At 63.8% G+C, this 17,104-nt stretch carries 14 protein-coding genes; all 14 read right to left on the reverse strand.

Annotation, left to right across the window (positions count from 1 at the left end; all coding sequences use genetic code 11):
- Nucleotides 1-278: 278 nt before the first annotated feature.
- A complete protein-coding gene (locus MJO58_RS28125) occupies nucleotides 279-1,673 on the reverse strand; it encodes a type IV secretory system conjugative DNA transfer family protein (RefSeq protein ID WP_239723492.1) in 1,395 nt (464 codons plus the stop codon).
- A 67-nt stretch (nucleotides 1,674-1,740) separates the two neighbouring features.
- Nucleotides 1,741-2,559 carry a DUF2637 domain-containing protein gene (locus MJO58_RS28130; RefSeq protein ID WP_061559475.1) on the reverse strand — a complete coding sequence of 273 codons (819 nt, stop codon included), beginning with the start codon at nucleotides 2,557-2,559 and terminating at the stop codon, nucleotides 1,741-1,743.
- Between the two features lie 65 nt (nucleotides 2,560-2,624).
- A complete protein-coding gene (eccE, locus tag MJO58_RS28135) occupies nucleotides 2,625-4,169 on the reverse strand; it encodes a type VII secretion protein EccE (RefSeq protein WP_061559476.1) in 1,545 nt (514 codons plus the stop codon).
- Complete coding sequence (locus MJO58_RS28140; protein WP_061559477.1) at nucleotides 4,169-5,794, reverse strand: S8 family serine peptidase; 1,626 nt, start codon at nucleotides 5,792-5,794, stop codon at nucleotides 4,169-4,171. The genes eccE and MJO58_RS28140 overlap by 1 nt, the downstream gene beginning before the upstream one ends.
- Nucleotides 5,791-7,290 (reverse strand): type VII secretion integral membrane protein EccD, encoded by a 1,500-nt coding sequence (eccD, locus tag MJO58_RS28150; RefSeq protein ID WP_061559478.1) that lies wholly within the window; start codon nucleotides 7,288-7,290, stop codon nucleotides 5,791-5,793. Before eccD ends, MJO58_RS28140 begins: the two co-directional genes overlap by 4 nt.
- The gene (locus MJO58_RS28155) at nucleotides 7,287-8,216 is read right to left on the reverse strand and encodes a MinD/ParA family ATP-binding protein (RefSeq protein WP_175364742.1); all 930 of its coding nucleotides are present in this window, start codon (nucleotides 8,214-8,216) and stop codon (nucleotides 7,287-7,289) included. Before MJO58_RS28155 ends, eccD begins: the two co-directional genes overlap by 4 nt.
- A 619-nt stretch (nucleotides 8,217-8,835) precedes the next feature.
- Nucleotides 8,836-9,717, reverse strand: coding sequence for an ESX secretion-associated protein EspG (locus MJO58_RS28160; protein ID WP_239723493.1), 882 nt, complete (start codon nucleotides 9,715-9,717; stop codon nucleotides 8,836-8,838).
- A gap of 56 nt (nucleotides 9,718-9,773) precedes the next feature.
- Nucleotides 9,774-10,067, reverse strand: a complete 294-nt coding sequence (locus tag MJO58_RS28165) for a WXG100 family type VII secretion target (RefSeq protein WP_061559481.1) — start codon at nucleotides 10,065-10,067, stop codon at nucleotides 9,774-9,776.
- A gap of 44 nt (nucleotides 10,068-10,111) precedes the next feature.
- Nucleotides 10,112-10,408, reverse strand: a complete 297-nt coding sequence (locus MJO58_RS28170) for a hypothetical protein (protein WP_239723494.1) — start codon at nucleotides 10,406-10,408, stop codon at nucleotides 10,112-10,114.
- Between the two features lie 85 nt (nucleotides 10,409-10,493).
- Nucleotides 10,494-11,975 (reverse strand): PPE domain-containing protein, encoded by a 1,482-nt coding sequence (locus MJO58_RS28175; RefSeq protein WP_082811603.1) that lies wholly within the window; start codon nucleotides 11,973-11,975, stop codon nucleotides 10,494-10,496.
- Nucleotides 11,976-11,990: 15 nt separating this feature from the next.
- Nucleotides 11,991-12,287, reverse strand: a complete 297-nt coding sequence (locus MJO58_RS28180; RefSeq protein ID WP_061559484.1) for a PE domain-containing protein — start codon at nucleotides 12,285-12,287, stop codon at nucleotides 11,991-11,993.
- Nucleotides 12,288-12,507: 220 nt separating this feature from the next.
- Nucleotides 12,508-12,936, reverse strand: a complete 429-nt coding sequence (locus MJO58_RS28185; RefSeq protein ID WP_139043413.1) for a helix-turn-helix domain-containing protein — start codon at nucleotides 12,934-12,936, stop codon at nucleotides 12,508-12,510.
- The gene (gene eccCb, locus MJO58_RS28190; protein WP_175364740.1) at nucleotides 12,933-16,013 is read right to left on the reverse strand and encodes a type VII secretion protein EccCb; all 3,081 of its coding nucleotides are present in this window, start codon (nucleotides 16,011-16,013) and stop codon (nucleotides 12,933-12,935) included. Before eccCb ends, MJO58_RS28185 begins: the two co-directional genes overlap by 4 nt.
- Before the next feature lie 7 nt (nucleotides 16,014-16,020).
- Nucleotides 16,021-17,073 carry a hypothetical protein gene (locus MJO58_RS28195; RefSeq protein ID WP_061559487.1) on the reverse strand — a complete coding sequence of 351 codons (1,053 nt, stop codon included), beginning with the start codon at nucleotides 17,071-17,073 and terminating at the stop codon, nucleotides 16,021-16,023.
- Between the last annotated feature and the right edge of the window lie 31 nt (nucleotides 17,074-17,104).

The following is a 17,104-nucleotide window of genomic DNA, read 5'->3' on the forward strand; positions in this document are numbered from 1 at the left end:
CTTCCGTGAAGCCAAGCCTTTCAAGCGGATCACGACCGTCGAAATCGTGTTCGATCATCCAATCGCCGACGAGCGCTTCCAGTTTGAGCCTCCGGCGTAGATCCAATCGATCGGCGGGCTACCACGCCCGCTGCGACTCACTTCCCGAAGCCCAGCAGCGCCTCAGGATCGAATCAAAACCTGACGTACCCATGTTGGAAATGACTGCGACACTGCGTCGTTCGGAGGACTCATATCCCCGCCCTCAAGCTTGTGACGGTCGCAGCGATCCGAAACTATCACTGGGCCTTTTTGATTCGGCGCTGAACCGCCTGGTCGAAGAAAGGCAGGAATTCGCTCCAGTCCGGGATAACGACTCGTTCGCCGGCTGTGCCGCGTTGCAAAAGCTGGGCTTCTTCCCGGGTTTGGGGTAGCAGTTCCTGCCAACCGATCGCCTGGCCGAATTGCGAGGATTGGCCTCGACTCCCGCCTGTGGGTTCATAGGATTCGGTGCGCCGGGTTGTCTCACCCAACCAATGCGAGGCCTGCTCAAGCAGATAGCGCTCGTGAGCTCCATACATGATCAGAGTGCCCGGAAACATATCCCGCAGCGCGTCAGCGTATTTGGGCCCAAACACCACGTCGAAGTGCGACGATGCCTGCACGGTCGCCAAGATGTTGACACCTAGTCCCGCTGACTCCCCCACATAGGTCAACAGATCCGGCAACGGACACGCGTTACATACCTCGTCAAGCTCCAGCAGTAGCCGATGAGTCAGTTGATGGTTGGCCATCTTACGGCGGAAATGGCGCACGATCGAATCGATGAGAGCCACCGCAGCGCCAGCGACCGAGCCGGTGTTCGGGGCGATCACAAACAACGTGGCGTCTGGCTCATCTAGCATGCGGACATCGAATGACTCCACAGCGATACGGTCGACCGCACTCAAATATGGTGCTCCCTCGTCGGCGCTCAAACCCAAACGCAGCCACGGTGTTACGGCCTTTGACACCGTGATCTTGATGCTGTCACGCAGCCGGGAGTCCATCCCGGCGATAACGGCATACAGCGGGGCCGCGAGTTTCGGTTGTTCGCACAGCCCGTAAGCTGTCAGCCACGACGGCCTCCCAATCTCGGGGATCTGCTGGTCTCCCTCGAGCTCGTCGATACCGAAATCTTGCACGGCATCGAGCACCCAGGGCATTCCCAAACCGTTTCCCAACGGGCTGGCCGCGTAGAGCAGACATGCCAACGGAGGCGCGGCCTGACTTTCCCAAAGCCCGCCCGCAGCAACAGCGTTGCCACCAGCTCCACTAAAACCCACGCCCGACGTCGCGAGCATGGTCTCAGCCACCGTCAACGCTTCATGGGCGCTGGTGATCATGCGGGTCGGGTCAGTGACCATCCGCCTAACCCCCGCTGGCCAGACCTCAGTGTGCTCGGGACGCAGATCGATCACACCCGTGATGCCAACATTGCGCCGCCTTAAAACAAGCTCTGCCAGGTCAGGTTTCGACGACACCAATACCTCGGGCCCGGGATGCATGAGCGCCGCCGGGGCCAATATTCTGCGCGTCTTACCTGTGCGTGTTGGTGCGCTCACCAGGATGTGAGGTGCTGTCGCAGCGCGCACGGCAACGTTTTCCCGATTGTAGGTCAGCCCGCAGTACGGGGTGTACGGTTCGTTGCCCACCGCGTCATCATGGCCGCGGCTGGCGTCAAACGTCTACCAAAGCAGCAACATTCGCCAACCATCAGTTCTAGACTGCTGTCGCAGAGTGCAGCGCCGTGGCCAGAATTCGGTTCACCGTCGTGTGGTGCAACTTCAGGCCCTCGGAAATCTCACCGGGCCGTTGCCCGTCAGCGTGGCGGCGCAGCACCGCGTCAATGACTTCTGGCGGCTGCTTGGTCTTTTTGGATGCCATCACTGTGCGTACGGCGCGGTCATGGCGCTCTCGGGTGGGCACAACAGGATCTGCTCTCGGAACCGACGATAGCGATTGCGCCGCGTCGACTCGCCCCGTGGTGCTATCCCGGTCTCCTGCTGAGGCCTCACCGAGTGGCAGATCTGTCGCCGACAGCCACACTTCCGTCTCTTCGTCGAGGGCCGCCGGCGCCTGCACCCGGCTGTGTTGGAGGCGGGTCAGGGCCACCAGGGCGACGGTCGCCTGGGCGGTCGTGACGTCAATGATCAATGGCCACAACCAGGCTAAGGTCGGGCGGATACCACAGCGGATGGCCAAGCTGCACAACGCATCAAATGACAGGCGAAAGGCACCCGCACCCAGTAACAGCGTCATGATGAGCGCCGCCCAAAACGTCAGAGTCGGGCGACGGTGCACCTTGATCAGAAGCGAAAGCCCTTCGGTGGACCCCAGCAACACCAAAGGTGGGGCCGTGGCTACCGCGGCCGCCAGCACCGGAGCGACGTGTTCGGCCTGCACGATCGCGTGTAACGCGTTGCCGGCGATCGAGGCCGCGCTTGCACCTATCAACACCACCCAAAAGAAACGCACTGCGCGACGCTGGGTTTGCAGATCGATGTCGGCAAGATCATCACGAGCGCTGTCGCAAGCCATACCCGCAATCGTGCACTCCCATCCCGATATTCGTCCACCAAGACCACCCACATCGGGCTGATCATTTACCGCAGATACGCATCTTCGTTACGGAAGGTCACAGGCCTCAGCGTGGTACGAAAGCGCTGTGTTTTCAGGGTGATTCGCTCGCCACGTTGTTCGATACGGATATCGGGTGCAGCACTAGCGGGCACATCACCGACTGTGATCGATGTGCGCGCCGGAGGGTAGCTGTTGGCGCCGCCGTTGTGTATCACCATCGTTGGAGGGCGAGGCGGCTGGGCCGTCATGTCACGTGTCGTCCAAATCCGCGGGGACGCCGACGTCATCGTCCAACGCCCAGTGGGGTCGTAGACAGCGACCTGTTCGCCTGCTGCGGCCGCCCGGCGAATCAGCCGCTTAACCACCTGGTCATCATCGACCCGCAAAACAATTCGGGTTGGGGCCGCAGGATCTGACATCGGCATCAGCAGCATAGCCTCACGCAGCTCACCCAGCAGCACACCGGATGCGCCGGCGACGACCGCTGTGTTGAGTTCGGCAGACACCGGCGTAGACGGCAAGCTCAGCCGCCTGCGCCCAGGCACAGTCAACGCCAACGCTTCCCACTGTCGGCCCGCCATCGGGTTAAGCACTAACCGCGGTGAGCTGGCAAGCGGTTGCACGGTGGTCAGCCGAACCAGGGCCGAAGCCCGCACCCCGCTAGGCTCGGCGCGCAACGCGATCACCAGGGTCGTGTGGTCGCTCTGGTAGGCCCACACGTCGTCGAGTTCAGCAGAGCGCACGTCCTCGGCGCTGAAGAAATACGCTGTGACATAGGCTTTCCCGCCGCGCTGCAGATTCGTCCATCGGTCCTGGTAGGACGCTGCCGCGTTCTCGGCCCCGCCCAGGCTCGCCGCCACCGCATCGTTGATCTGCTCTGCGGTCAAAAGCCGTGCACGACAGTTTGTTTGGCACAGCGCCCTGGTGATCCGCTGGGAAGCGGCCACCGCCGCGGCGATCGTGTCCCGCCGCCACAACAGTCCAGGCACAACACGGTCATTGCGCGTATCGAAACGGACCACCAACGTCACGCTGCGCTGACCAGCCGCCGGCAGCCCCCGCAGCGCCGCCTCATACAGCTCGGCATAGTTGTCTCGGGCCGTGCGGCTGCCCTCGCAGATGATGTCGACATCAACGCTCAATCCGCAGCGCTGCATCTCCTGCGCTATCACGCTAATCGGCACCGTATTAGGCGTTTTGGCGTGATCGGCATGCAACAGGGTAGGAATGTAGGGCTTGCCCAGCACCGAGATCATCGTGCACACGGTGTGCCCGTCGACCACGACACCAACCGTCTGCTCGTTGAGGGTGACATCGACCGGTTGAGGCAGGCCGAGTTTACGCACCCGGTGGCGAGTCCAGGACATGACGCGCCACACCCACTGCCACACGGTGCGCCGACGGAAGGTCACCATACAGATCACCAGTCCTAGTGCGGCGCCCGTGGCCACCGCGATCGGCCACGAATCCAACACGGCGTTCAGCGCCAGCGCAACCAAGCCTGCGACCACTTCGCCGCCGACCAGGGCGCGGGACCCGATACGGGCCGCAACAAATCGCTGCTTCATCAGATTTGCTCCCGGCGACGCGAGACCGTCAGGCCCACAGCAAGTCCCACTAAACTGACGACCGCGAGACCGGTAATGGAAATAGCGACCCAGCCCGGGCGCGCGTCGCGTGCCGGAGGCGGACCCGGCACCTTTAACGGGGCGCGCTGTACCCTGGGGGCGAACGTGTCTCCCGGCGGCACATCCCAGGTCAGCGCCGCAACCGGGTCCACGGTCCCATAACCGACGACATCGTCACGCCCACCGGCAGGAGGGTGGGCGGTGGCCTCTAACCGGTGAATCACTTGATGCGCTGTCAGATTCGGAAATTTGGCACGCACTAAAGCCGCCACTCCGGCGACGAACGCTGAGCTAAAGGAGCTGCCAGCGATCGGGTGCAGCTTGTCGTCATCGACTGAACCGTTGATCACCTGCCCGCTGGTCGACAGCCCCACGATGTCGGCTCCCGGCGCGGCCAGGCCGACCCAGGGGCCGTGCAATGAGGCGGCATCGCCGCTGGCGGGAACGCCGGTCGAATCGGTGGCCGACACCGCCACCACGTAGTCGCCAAACCAGGCCGGTGTGGCGATGGTTTTGACCGACGCCCATCCCCGAGTCGGATCACCCGGCAGCGGGTCCGGGTTTTGCCCATTGCAGCCCTGGGCATGAACGTTGCCCGCGGCTGCCACGATGACCACATCGCGGTCGAGCGCGGCATAGCGGACCGCATCGGCCAAGGCGCTTTGATCCTGCAGCTTGGCTGTCGAGATACACGACACCACACTGATGTTGATCACTTTGACGCCCAGATTGGCCGCATGCACGATTGCGCGTGCCAACGAATTGATGTCACCGGCGCGGCGAACGTCCTCGGGGTTGTCGGACACGCCGGGATCAACAAGGCCGAAGGTTTGTGCGGTCTGGCGAATCGAGACCAGCACTGCGTCCGGGGCGATGCCGACCAGGGCATCTGGACCACCACCTGGCGGTGGCTGCAGCGGCGCCGGACCGCGACCGTCACCAAGGGTAGCCGGAGACGGCGGGGCCCCCGCCCATGCTGGCTGGTCGGGCTCAGGCGGTGGCGGTGGCGGGGCCACCGTTTGGGTGACCGTGACGGTCGGCGGAGGTGGTGGCGGAGGGATCTGTCGCGGCAGCGGAGCCCCGGCTGGCGGGGCCGCAGGCACTGCCCATGTCGGCTTAGGGACCAGCGCGAGACCGGAGGGGGCCGCCCCAATCAGTGAGGCCACTACTGTGCCGTGCCCGTCGCAATCCGCTAAGCCGTCACCGAACGGGCCCATGACATAGTCCCCGCCAGAGACCAGGTGCGGGAGCCGAGGTTGTGCGGCAACGCCGGTATCGATGATCCCGACGACCACGCCAACTCCGGTGGATTCTTTCCACGCTTCTGGCATGTTCATCAGTTGCAGCGCCGCGGGTAACTCGCGCAAATCCGTGCCCGGCAACACACCGGTTGTGGTGCACGCTGCGATCTGGCGCATCGGCTGATCGGGCCCGGGCGCGGGGTCAGGCGGGGGCGGCCCAGGTGGCACCACCGGGGGATCAATCGCGCCAGCCACGCCGCCCGATACGGCCACCAGCGCTGCGGCGAGCCCAATAGCGCACAGCGTGCTCGCGGCTTTGATCATGATCCGTGCACCGCGTTTCGTACCACCCACAGCAGGTTCAGCAACCAGATCGCCCATGGCACAACGAAAATCAGCAGAATGTACTCGCTGACCTCGACAGCGCGGTTCACCGGGGCGCTGATGTGTGCTTTGGGCACCACCAGTGTTCCAAGCAGGCCCAGGGCGGCCAAAAGTAGCGCTGCGGCAACGCATATCAGTGTCACGACCGGCGAGACCGGATTGGGGGCGCTTGCGTATCGGCCGATCACCACCGCTACCGCGGCGACCGCGCCCACGGCCAGTGCCACCGATTGATTGCGATCGACGAACGAGCGGGACCGGAGCACAAAGATAGCGCAAATTCCCAAAGTGAACGCCAAAAACCGCCAGCCGCCACCGGTTTCGGGCATCACTGCATACCGCGCGGCCACGACCAACACCACAGCGGCGCCGCACAGCAGTCCCGTCACGATCGCGGTGCCGCGCCGCGCCCACGTCGCGATCTGCTCAACGGTGTCAGTGCCCGGGCGCTCCACCGGCGACACGGTGTTTAGAGCAGCGCCTTCTCGAGTCTCAAAGACCCCGCGGTTGGTGACCGAAGGAAACCACGGTCCGGGCACCCCGGCCCCCAAGATGCCGATGCTGGTCGCAAACGTCACCAACACCAAATCCGCCAACAAGAAGACCACCGCCAGATGCGCTGGCAGCACCCGCCAACCGCTGGCGTGGATTGCAGCTACCGCGGCCGCAGATAACCCGATGACGGCCATCCCCGCAAACACACCCAGATAGCGTCCGGTCAGCATCGTCCATGCCGCAACCCCGGCCAACACGGTGGCCGTCGCGGCCACCACATGCCAGCCCCCGGGTGGTCCCGGCACCGACATCGCCGCGCCTGCACCGGCACACATCAGCGCCGACCACACCAGGAAGTCCGCGGATAGGCGCCGCTGCTCATCGCGTGCCCGGGTCGCCGCCCTGGCCGATAGCAAGAAAACAACGGCCAATCCCCACGACACTGCGGGGGCCAGCCAGCCATGCTGTTGCCACCACAGCTGCGCCAACATCACCTCCGACCACGCCACCAGCGCCGCGAACAGCCCCCCGGCCACGCGACGTCCGACCGTGAGATCGACCGTGGCGAACTGTTGGCGCGCTGAACGAGCCAGCGCCGTCGATACCTCCTCGATCACAGGTGCGAACCGTTCGGTGGCCTCAGAAGGCAACAGGCACAACAAGTCCCCGTCATAGACGCGGCTGTCATCAAGGGACCGCTGCGCATCGAGCGGAGTAGCGTCCGCGCGGCACAGGTGATAGGTCAACGTGTCATCAAGTAGCGCCCGGTCACGATCTTTGAGAATCGTGTTGACCCGCGGGATGAGGTCCTCGATCACCGCAATCAACGCCACCCCGGCGGGCAGCACGTAATCGATGAGCCTGTCATCACCGACCAGCAAATGAACCTTGCACAGCCGAGGGACCTCCGGTGCCTGTTGCGCGGGATGGGCTGTGGTCATCGCGCATCGGCCGCCGTGGAAAATCCTGTCGCCAATGCGGCGGCAGTTTTCAGTACCGCGCGGGCGGTCTTCGGGCTGACCCGTCGAAGGTCTATCTCGCCCGCCGAGGCGATGTGGGGGTCAAACGGCACCTCGATAATGCGATCGTTTTTGACCCAGTTCCCGAAATGCTCCCTGAGTGTGGCGACAAGTTTGGCCGTCTCCTTGCGATCCTTTCGATTGCGCGGCGGGCGAATGTGGTTGATCACCAACACCGTTCGCGACAAGAGCTGGTGATAGCCTTCGTCGCGCAACCACTCGAAATTTGTGCTCGCGCCTTCGGCGCCGTCCGCCACGGCCGAGGCCACCATCAGCACCGCATCAGCGCGTTCGAACACCCCCTTCATTATCTCGTGTTCGAGATCGACGCCGCAGTCAACGAAAAGCACACTGTAGAAACGCTGTAGGCGCGTATGGCCTTTGACGAACTCGAGCGAAGTCAACCCCTCCCCGCGTGCGCCTCCATGGCGCGGGGAAGCCACCACGTCTAAACCAGCTTTGTTGTGACCGGTCAGGGCCCCCACATCGGCGTAGCCATGAAGGTTCAGGTCTTCGTTGATCGCGCGCAGCGATGACGCTTTGGGATCGACACGGGCAGCCAAATTTGCGGCCTGGGCCGGATCGGCATCGACGGCGACCACTTGGTCGTGACGGGTGCGAGCAAATTCGCTGGCGGCGGCCACGGTCATCGCGGTTTTCCCCGACCCGCCCTTGCCCCCGAGTACCACGACGGTGTACGTACCCCGCAGATTGGCCCCGATCGCAGTCTTGAGGCCGCGCACTGTGCGCTCGTCGCTGGACTCACCGACGTTGATGAGCCCACCAGAAACTTTGAGCAGCGCCAGGCGCCATCCCTTGGATGGCTCCTCCTTGTCAGGGGTGATCAAGTCCGTGGCGCGCAGGTGCTCTCGCAGTGCGTCCGAGGAGCGCGGTGTGCCCGCGGCGCGTGCAGACGGTTGCGGTGTTGGCTCGCGCCACCCGCGTTCTTGTGCCGGCGGGAGCGGACGCGGCACCTGCCGGGGATCGGGGTGAATGGCTGGCTCCGTTGCGCCGCGACGCCCACCGGGCGCTTCCTCCGGCGCGGCCTGCGGGTGGCCGAATTGATTTGAGGCACCATAGTTTTCAACGGGCGCCGGCTTCGGATGGGGTTCGGCTTGCTGCGCTGAGGGCGGTGGTGGCGTCGTGTCCGGGGTAGGGGGCCCGAAAGTGCCCTCAGGTGGTGCAAACCGCGGCCGCCCATCATCTCTGGCCGGTCCGTCGCTGTCGCTGGGATGGCGGGGTTCTGCTGCCGGTGGTGCGGGCCGCGTCTCTGGCGGCGGACTCGCCGCCAGGTCGTTGAAAAAGTCGCGTTCCTCGCGCTCATGTGGGCTTGTCATGCCGTGTCCCCTCGTCACCAGACCGTATCCGAATTTCGCTTGGTGCCACGTAAATTGGCCACAGCGCGACAGTAACAACCACGATTTTCATCCGTCTACAACGGACGCCATATTCGCGCGTTTCGAAATTTTAGGTCCGCTGATGAGTAGCCCAGCGGCGGCCAGAGGGCAAAGTTTCAAGCAGCTCGAGCACAGCTGTGTGGATCGCGTGGTCGGCGCCGGGCAGCAACGTGGTCCATTGCCTGCCGTCAGGACCGATGCTGTTACTAACCACGACGCGGCCGACCAAGGTGTCGGCCACGGTCACCGCCATTGGCGCCCGCGCCGGCCCACTGATAGAGAATTCGGCCGCGGCGATGACCGCGCGGGTCGTGCCCCGATCGGCGACCGCTTCGACTAGCCGCGCCTGGGGAACTGAAAGGCCAACCTCTACCAGGCCGGCGATGACGTCGATCGCGGGGTTGGCCTGCCAGGCGCCCAGAACTGTATTGAGTACGGTCGCTTCGCTATTGATGCCGTGGAATTGGGCCGGCTCGGCCGGCCCGAGCGTGTCGACGACGACATGCGCGATCTCCCTCTTACCCAGCGGGCTGACGACAACCTCATCGCTAGTGTCTTGGCCCGGTCGCCATAGCCGCGCGGCAGCCACCCACGCATTGTCGCGCCGACACAACGTGACAACACGCTGGGCAGGCCGCGCGGCGTACCACTGCGCCAGCGCCTCGGCGGCCTCAATGGGGTCCTCCGGGGCGGCGAAGACCACTGGGGGGCCTTCAAGGCGATCCGGGCGCGTCTCCGGTCGGGTAATCGTCACGTCGATCTCGACGTCGGGACGCCCTAGTGTCCTCACCCACGAGGACACGCTCGGGTCAACCTCGCCGCCCCGAAGTATTCCCGCCTCCTTGAGCACCTCCATGCCGGGGTGATCGGCGATCGTGGCCTGCACCGCCCCGATGGGCCGGATCTTGAGGGCGGGCGGCAATTGCGCCACACCGCAAAGCGCGGCTGCCAACCACAAGCCTTCCGACGTGGTCGACAGCCGCGCTGTAACTGCGGTGCCGGTCTCGGTCACAAGCCCCGGAAACCGGCCTGGACCGCGTGATCGGTGCCCAGCGCGTTCGTCGACGCTTGCCCCACCTTGCGCCCATGGTCCTCGATAGTGTGAAACACCGCCTGGAACGCCTGATCGATCTCGTGCATGGCGACCTGGGCAGCGTCAGAACCGTGCTGCGTCCAGACTGAGGCAACCTGGTTGATCGTCCCCATAGCGCGGCTGCGCAGGTCGTTCATGTGGGCGACCAACTGTGCCTGCGCCGAAACGTGATCGGCCATCATCGCGTGGTCGTAACGCATTGAATCCATAATCAATTCTCCTCTAAAAGTCGTTGCCTGAAATGTCGGCGCGGTTAGGTCGAAACGACGGAGCCCAACGCCGCGCGGTTTTGCTCGTTGACCTGCTGGTACTGGTGCGCCGAGCTCTTCATCATGTCGATGACGCTCTGAAACCGCTGGCTGACCTGCTGGCCGGTCCGGTTGATGTCTTCGGTGGTGGCCATGGACGCCAGCGCCGCATCACCGCTAAACCCAGTACCGGTGAGGTTCTGGTTCATTGTGACGTAACGGCCCAACGCCGTTAGCACCTCTTGTTGAATGTTCGTCATTTGACTTGCGCCCGTAAGCATCTGGGCGACATCGGCGTTCAACGCCATGATGGTGTATCTCCTTCGCTAGCAAAGTGGTTACTGCTGGTTCGATCAATTCAGCAATGACCCGGTCCCCTGCCGGGATCTAGCCTCCCTGCCCGACATGGACCACGCCCTCAGACGTGAGCACCGGCGCTACATGCGCAGAGGCCGGTAGCGTGATCGTCTTATCCTGCTCGCCGACAGCGGCATATTCACTGCCGCGCCCGGAGCGCCCCGTTGCTGCCATCGGCCCATACATTCCGGGAGCCATGGCTCCTCTGCCCGCTGCCGCGCCGCTTCGCAGTCCCGCGGCAGGTTGTTCGCCAACGTCAGCGCCGTCAGGCACGTTGGCCCACCAGCCGCCCGGCACACCCACCGGGCCGCCCAGCCCGCCAGCAGAGGGCTTGGTTAGCGCCGCGGCCACCGGTGAGCCGCCTCCGGCGAACCCGCCGTTGGCGCCACTAAGTCCCGACCACGGTGCACTGGCGGCGCTGAGCCCCGGTGCTCCCCCGCCCGGGGGGCCACCCAAACCGCCCGACATTCCACCCGTCAACGCAGACAACGGGCCCATCAGCCCGCTTAGCTGCCCAGCGGCACTCGACGGGAGTTGCCCCACAGATTCCAGAGGAGAGCTCAGCGAACTCATCATCTCCGTTGGGGCCTGGGTGAGCTGGCCCAACAAGGACTGTCCGGACTCGCCCAAGGGAGGCTGCCCGCCTTGACCCGCCTGCAGCAGTGGAGCTTTGCCTTGCGGGGCAGTGCTCGTGACACCCTGTCCGAGGCTTGTCGCCGCGGGCAGGCCCTGCCCCGCGGTTGTGCCGGCGGTAGCTGGCTGCGGTGCCGGAGTTTGTCCTCCAGTGGGCGAACCCGCGGCCTGCACACCTGCTCCCGTGCCGTTGAACACGCCGCTCGAGATCCCAGTAGCCACGCCTGTGCCGATCCCGCTGCCCGCCGACACCATTCCTCCACCGGCGCTCACGCCCGCGCCCAAGGCCTGCACGCCAGCACCAACCCCTTCGCCGGCCAGCCCTGCCAAGCCGGCCGCCGGCCCCAGCGGATTGCTCATATCCGGTAACGCCGGCAACGGGACGGCGAGCGCGCTCACCACGGGGGCCATCGCGCCCATGTAGCCGACCATGGCCCCGGCGTTCTGCGCCCAATATTCGCCGTATTCGGCGTTCGCTTCGCCGATCGCTGGGGTGTTGATCCCCAGTATGTTCGTCGCCTCCAAGGTGGCCTCGCGGATCCGGTTGGCCACCACCACTTCATGAGGAATGGTCGCCGAGACGGCCGCACCGTAGGCGCTCAACCCGGCCTGGATGGTGGCCGCCGCGGTCTCCGCGTGCACCGCCGCGGCCTGCTGCCAGGCCGCCATCGGTGTGGCACTGTCGAGCATCCCCATTCCGCCAAAGCCCTGAAAAACCGGCGCGGTCACCGTCGCGGTCACCTGCTGCTGCACGCCTTGCTCAAAATGGGTGACCGCAGCAGCCGTGTACGCGGTGATCTGTGGGACGTGCGCCATCGGACCTGCGCCCATCCTGGTCAACCGAAAAGCATTGATTTCCGGTGGAATACCCCAATACATGAGTGCACCGCCGCGTTAGAGCGACAGCAGCGCCTTGCCGACGGTGTCCATGGCGGTGTAGGTGGCGGCCGATGTAGCCACGGTGGCGGCGAACGCCTCGCGCTGGGCTACGCCCACAGCACCTACCGCCAAGAACTGCGCGCCGTGCGCGGCGATGGCTTGAGCGAACATGACCGACACTTCCTCGCCGCCCATCGGCAGCACAGCACCCATAGCTGGTGCCGAACCGGCAAGAGTAGCCGCCGTGGTCGCCCCGCCCGTACCCTCGGATGCCGCCTGCGCCGCCAGCGCAGGTGCTTCAACAAACATCATTGCAATCCAACCCCCGTCCGAATACCCTGTTCGCCCCGTGTGCAGTAGAGCTCGTTGATGCGACGATAACTTGCCGCCAAAGACACCGGCAACCAAAGTTGTCACATTCGACAAAAGGCAACACCCCATGTTTCCCGCTGTCGTCTACCATGCCGCTCACCTGGCGACATACCATCTCGCGTCACCGACGCGCAAAGGCCACGCCGCACATCAAATCGGTTCAGATCTGAGCCTCATCAGCTACTGAACCGCCGAGCACAAACTGCGCAGCCGCCCGCGCCCGCTCTTCGATGGTTTTCAGTCGAAGAACCGACTGCTCGGCAGCCCCGGCAGCCGTGCGCGCCTCGTCGGCGATCTCGAACAGCCGCTGGGCAACAAGCTTGGCCGAGCGGGAAGCCGGCGAGCGCGGACCTGGTAGGGGCTGCCCGGCCAACAACGCCGCACACGTGCCAGCCTCCCAACCCAGCGCCGCCCCGATCCTGTCCAGCGTGGCCGCACGAGACGGAACCTTGCCGTGATTGATCAGCAGCGAGATCGTCGGCCGCGCCACGCGGGCCACACGCGCCAAGTCATGTTTGGACAACCCCTGTTCCAAGCGGGCTTGGTCCACGGCATGGGCTAGCACTAACGCGGGGTCAAGCTCACTCAATGCGTGCTCGCCGGGAACGCGATCTGCACCGGCGCCACCACCCGGTCAGTGACGTAGAGACCACGGCCGGGGTCAGCTGGCATCGCTTTCGTATGGCCAACAATCGGCCCTTCATCAGCATCCCCGTCCATCACCACCGTCGGCGCTTTGGCCTTGAGCAACTCCCCGATTATCGGATTGGTCTGCGTACGGCCCCACTGAGCGATGCGCCGCGACACAACCAAGTGCAAGCCGACCTCTTTACCCCGCGCAATAAACCGCGTCAGCGGTCCCAACGGGTACCCGGTACCCGGCACGAAGCCACCACTGTCCCAACTGGCAAGGGTCTCTTCACGGTCGATGAAGACAAAGATCTCGGGCCCGCTCCAGCGCCGCGTCCCCGCGGCCAACTCCTGCTGGCTTTGATCGATCAGCGGCATCCGTTCAGTCATCAAAGCCCCCAGACTGTCCCCCAATGCGCGCACTTGGTCTTCTCGGAAAGCGTAGGCGCCCAAATGATCACCTTCGACCACGCGCAGCAACTCATTGTGAGGGTCGACGACATAGATCTGGGCCTGCTCGGGCCCGTACACCCTCATCACAGCTTGGGCCACCGTCGCCAACCCGCTCGACAGTCCGCATTCAGGCCGCCCGGTAAACAGCAAATGCGGTGTCGCAGCGAAATTCGCGACCGCCGGCTCCAAACCGATTTCAGAAATCCCGAACGGCACCACACCCGCGCGGTTGGCGCCGCCCGGCCCATGTTCACGCTGCTCCCATTGCGCGAAAACCTCGTCGATACCAACCGTTTTGGGCAACATACGTACCCGCGCGGCCGCGCTGTCGGGTCCAGCGATCCCGTGAATCATCTCAACGGCCGCGGCGACGTCGACGCGCCGCCCTTGCACCGTTATCTCCGGTAACCCGGCCTGAAAATGGTACCCGTCCATCGTCGTGCCGCGTCCCCTGATTTTGACCACGTCGACCTGCTCGACCTCGCCGCCGGTGTCGTCTTCGTTATCGAGGAACACCTTCCTCTCCCCGAAGGGAACATCGCGCGCCACTTTCCCATTGTTGACCGTGGTGTCGTCGTTGTCGCCCAGCTTGAGCTCCACGTTGCTGGTGAACAGCTTGGTCATTCCTGACGGGAATTTGTTGGCCACCCAACCGCTGGTCGACACGATCGCGTGCACCCCAACGTCAGGTCCTTTGGCCAAGATTCGTTCCACATCAGGGATCAACAGCTCCCAGTTCTTCACGAACGTCGGCCAGCCATCGATGACCAAAAACACATCGCCGAATGGGTCCTGAGGCACCTCACCGGGCACGCCGCCAAATTTGCGTTCACGCAGCTTGGTTAGCGTCAACCCCAGCTTGGTGAACGCCTGCTCGCGTTGATCAATCAGCGCCAGCATCTCGGCGATGATTCGTTTGACCTGCTCGGGGTCGACCTCGCGGGCGAAACCACCGACGTGAGGCAAACCTGCCACCACGTTGAGATCCGGGCCGCTGAGCGCGATGACATACAACTGAAGGCGCCGAGGGTGATACAGCAACGCGGCACCCGAGATCATCGTGGCGATGGCCACCGTCTTGCCTGATTGCCCCATACCAACGACCGCGCAGTTACCTTCGGCCAGGTTGGGCGCATACACAAGCTGGCGGTGATCGCGCGGCCTGTCTTCGATTCCGACCGGAAACATCAGCCTCGACAGCTCGTCTTGGGACGAGCCATAATCGACATCCCACGGTTGGCCCCGCAGTCGCCGCACCAGCTCATCGGCAGGCAACGGCTGCAGCGGCGGCAGCCACATCGGTTGCAGTGCAGGAAGATTCAGCCCGTTCAGGTAATCCACCGTGGCCTGTACCTGTTTGACGGTACGGCCGTCGGCGCCAATGATGGCGCGCGGTTCGGGAACTTTGGTCTGCTCACCGTCTGCCACGCGGGCCAACTGCAGAGCAGGCATACCAACCGCCTGAAACTCTTGTGGCTCAAGGTAACCGGCTTCCTGCCTGGCCGCGTCCGCTGCCGCCCGCTGGGGCGGTACGTAGCTCTTGAGCACGAACGCCGTCTGAAACCGCGTCAAGGTTTTGTTCGCGCCTACCTTCAAAAGCCCCGCGCCAGCGGGCTTTTTGGGCAGATGATTGGCCTCGTCGCTCCCCAACAACTCGTGGGAATCGGTGTCGCCGACAGTGCGCAGCGCTACCCGCACCGGGATGTTACTCATGATGCCGCCCTGCATTTGATGGCCCAGCCGCTGTGACCCCATCACGAGACGAAGCCCCTGCGAGCGTCCTTGACGGCCGACCTCGTCCATGACCGCTTTGGCGCCATCATGTTCGGCGAACATCTGCGTGAACTCATCGACAACTAGCAGCAGGTGCGGCATGGGCCGCAACTTCTCTTTTTTGTGAATCCGCAAATACTCGTACTCAGCGATGTCACTGACGCCAGCCCGGTCAAGCCAGGACTTGCGGCGCTCCATCTCGCCGAGCAGGACATCTTCCATCCGCACGATCCACAGGCGATCGTTACGCAAGTTGCTCATCGCCGCCACGGTGTGCGGAAACCCTGCCACCAAATGGGCCAGTGCGCTTCCCTTGAAGTCAAACACCGCCACCTTCAGCGAATCTGGTGAATGCGTCAAACACGCCGAGGTGATCAACGCCGTCAAAAACACCGACTTACCACTACCGGTGGTGCCGACCACGACGACGTGATGGCCCATCCCTTCGAACTCGTGGGTTTCCTTCAAATCCAGTGCCACAGGCTGCCCGTTACGGGGATCAATACCGATCGGGAACCGCATCCACTCGCGGCCCCACCGCAACTCGCCCTCGTCGTCTTGCAGCGGCGGGCCAAGTCGGGTCGCCGCCCAGGCCTCCTCCACATCGATATTGCCCGGATCGGGGTGGCCGAGAATCTCATACAAATCAACGACTTTCGACGCGGCGGCAGTTGAGCTTTGCGTAACTCGCGAATCCGCATGGTAGCGGGCCATTTTGCGTGCAAACGCGACCGCGGACGCTGTGTCCAACGTGTCGGGAACCGCGAAAAACCCCTCCTCGTCGTAGGCCCCGTCGCGCTTGACGTGCAATGTGAACTCAGTTGTCATCCGCCGCACCCTCCTTGACCACTACACGCACAAAGGTCACGCCCGCGACGCCCCCAACGCCCTTGCGATTCAACGTGTCCCATTCGCTATCCACACGGAGTTGGTCGTTGATCACCAGCCAATGTGGGCGTGTTTCTCCTGCGGTCGGGTCGCCGTAATTCTTACGGGCGCCGTGCAATTCGGGACCCACCGCCGCATCCATGGCCGTCGGCGAAGTCCACACCATTCGCAACGGGCCGCCACTGTCAAAAAGCTTGTCATGTAGGCAATGCGGCAGCCACTTCAGCCAATCCCATCGCGCTGGTTCGTCGGTGACGACCATGACCTTCAGATCCTGGGGTGAATGAAAGCAGGCTGCCTGGCAAATCATCGCCCGCACCACATCAAGGGCTGTGTCCAGACCATCCTCACCCACCAATGTCATCAACGGAATCGCCTTAAGGGACAGTGGTTTGGCGATCCCACTGATCTTGGATTGTTCCAACACAAACTTGCGTAACGCGTCGTAACAGACTGGTTCATAATCGGCCGACTCACCTAACCGTGGCTTCGCCAGCTTCTTCGCCAAATCCGATGTGCCAGTTCCGAAACGGACAAAACCAAAGTGCATCGACAAGTCCTCGGCAGAACCGGAGCGCTCCCACATCCGCGGCGAACCGACCAAGCCGCGCAGCATCGACGGCTCAGGATGCAAGAACTGATAGTTCGCGAATTGACGCTCGGCGTCAGTTTGAATGACGTCACGCGTCTGGTCGAGCTCGTTCATGTAGACACGGCGCTCTTCTTCCAATGCCTGCGGAGACAAGGCCTTATCGCCGCCACCGAAACGGCCCTGCATAAACACCCCGGCGAACGACGCAATCATCATCACCGGCACGAACAACGAGAACAAACTCATCGGTCCCGAGCGCAGCCCCGGCTGGGTCACGATCATGGCCATCATGCCCAAGAACGCCGCGCCCATCACCGCAGGCAAAATGATCTGCGCCTTCGTCATCGGCAACCGGCGCGGCGCGATCGGAGAATCGCGCACCGACTGCACGCCGCCATCAACTTTGGGCGCCCTCAGCCGC

The sequence above is a fragment of the Mycobacterium lentiflavum genome (assembly GCF_022374895.2).
Lineage (GTDB): Bacteria > Actinomycetota > Actinomycetes > Mycobacteriales > Mycobacteriaceae > Mycobacterium > Mycobacterium lentiflavum.

Excerpts from the sequence above, each read along its gene's own strand:
- MJO58_RS28130 (WP_061559475.1), bottom strand. The coding sequence starts at position 2,559 with ATGGCTTGCGACAGCGCTCGTGATGATCTTGCCGACATCGATCTGCAA.
- eccE (WP_061559476.1), bottom strand. The coding sequence starts at position 4,169 with ATGAAGCAGCGATTTGTTGCGGCCCGTATCGGGTCCCGCGCCCTGGTC.
- MJO58_RS28140 (WP_061559477.1), bottom strand. The coding sequence starts at position 5,794 with ATGATCAAAGCCGCGAGCACGCTGTGCGCTATTGGGCTCGCCGCAGCG.
- eccD (WP_061559478.1), bottom strand. The coding sequence starts at position 7,290 with ATGACCACAGCCCATCCCGCGCAACAGGCACCGGAGGTCCCTCGGCTG.
- MJO58_RS28165 (WP_061559481.1), bottom strand. The coding sequence starts at position 10,067 with ATGGATTCAATGCGTTACGACCACGCGATGATGGCCGATCACGTTTCG.
- MJO58_RS28175 (WP_082811603.1), bottom strand. The coding sequence starts at position 11,975 with ATGTATTGGGGTATTCCACCGGAAATCAATGCTTTTCGGTTGACCAGG.
- MJO58_RS28180 (WP_061559484.1), bottom strand. The coding sequence starts at position 12,287 with ATGATGTTTGTTGAAGCACCTGCGCTGGCGGCGCAGGCGGCATCCGAG.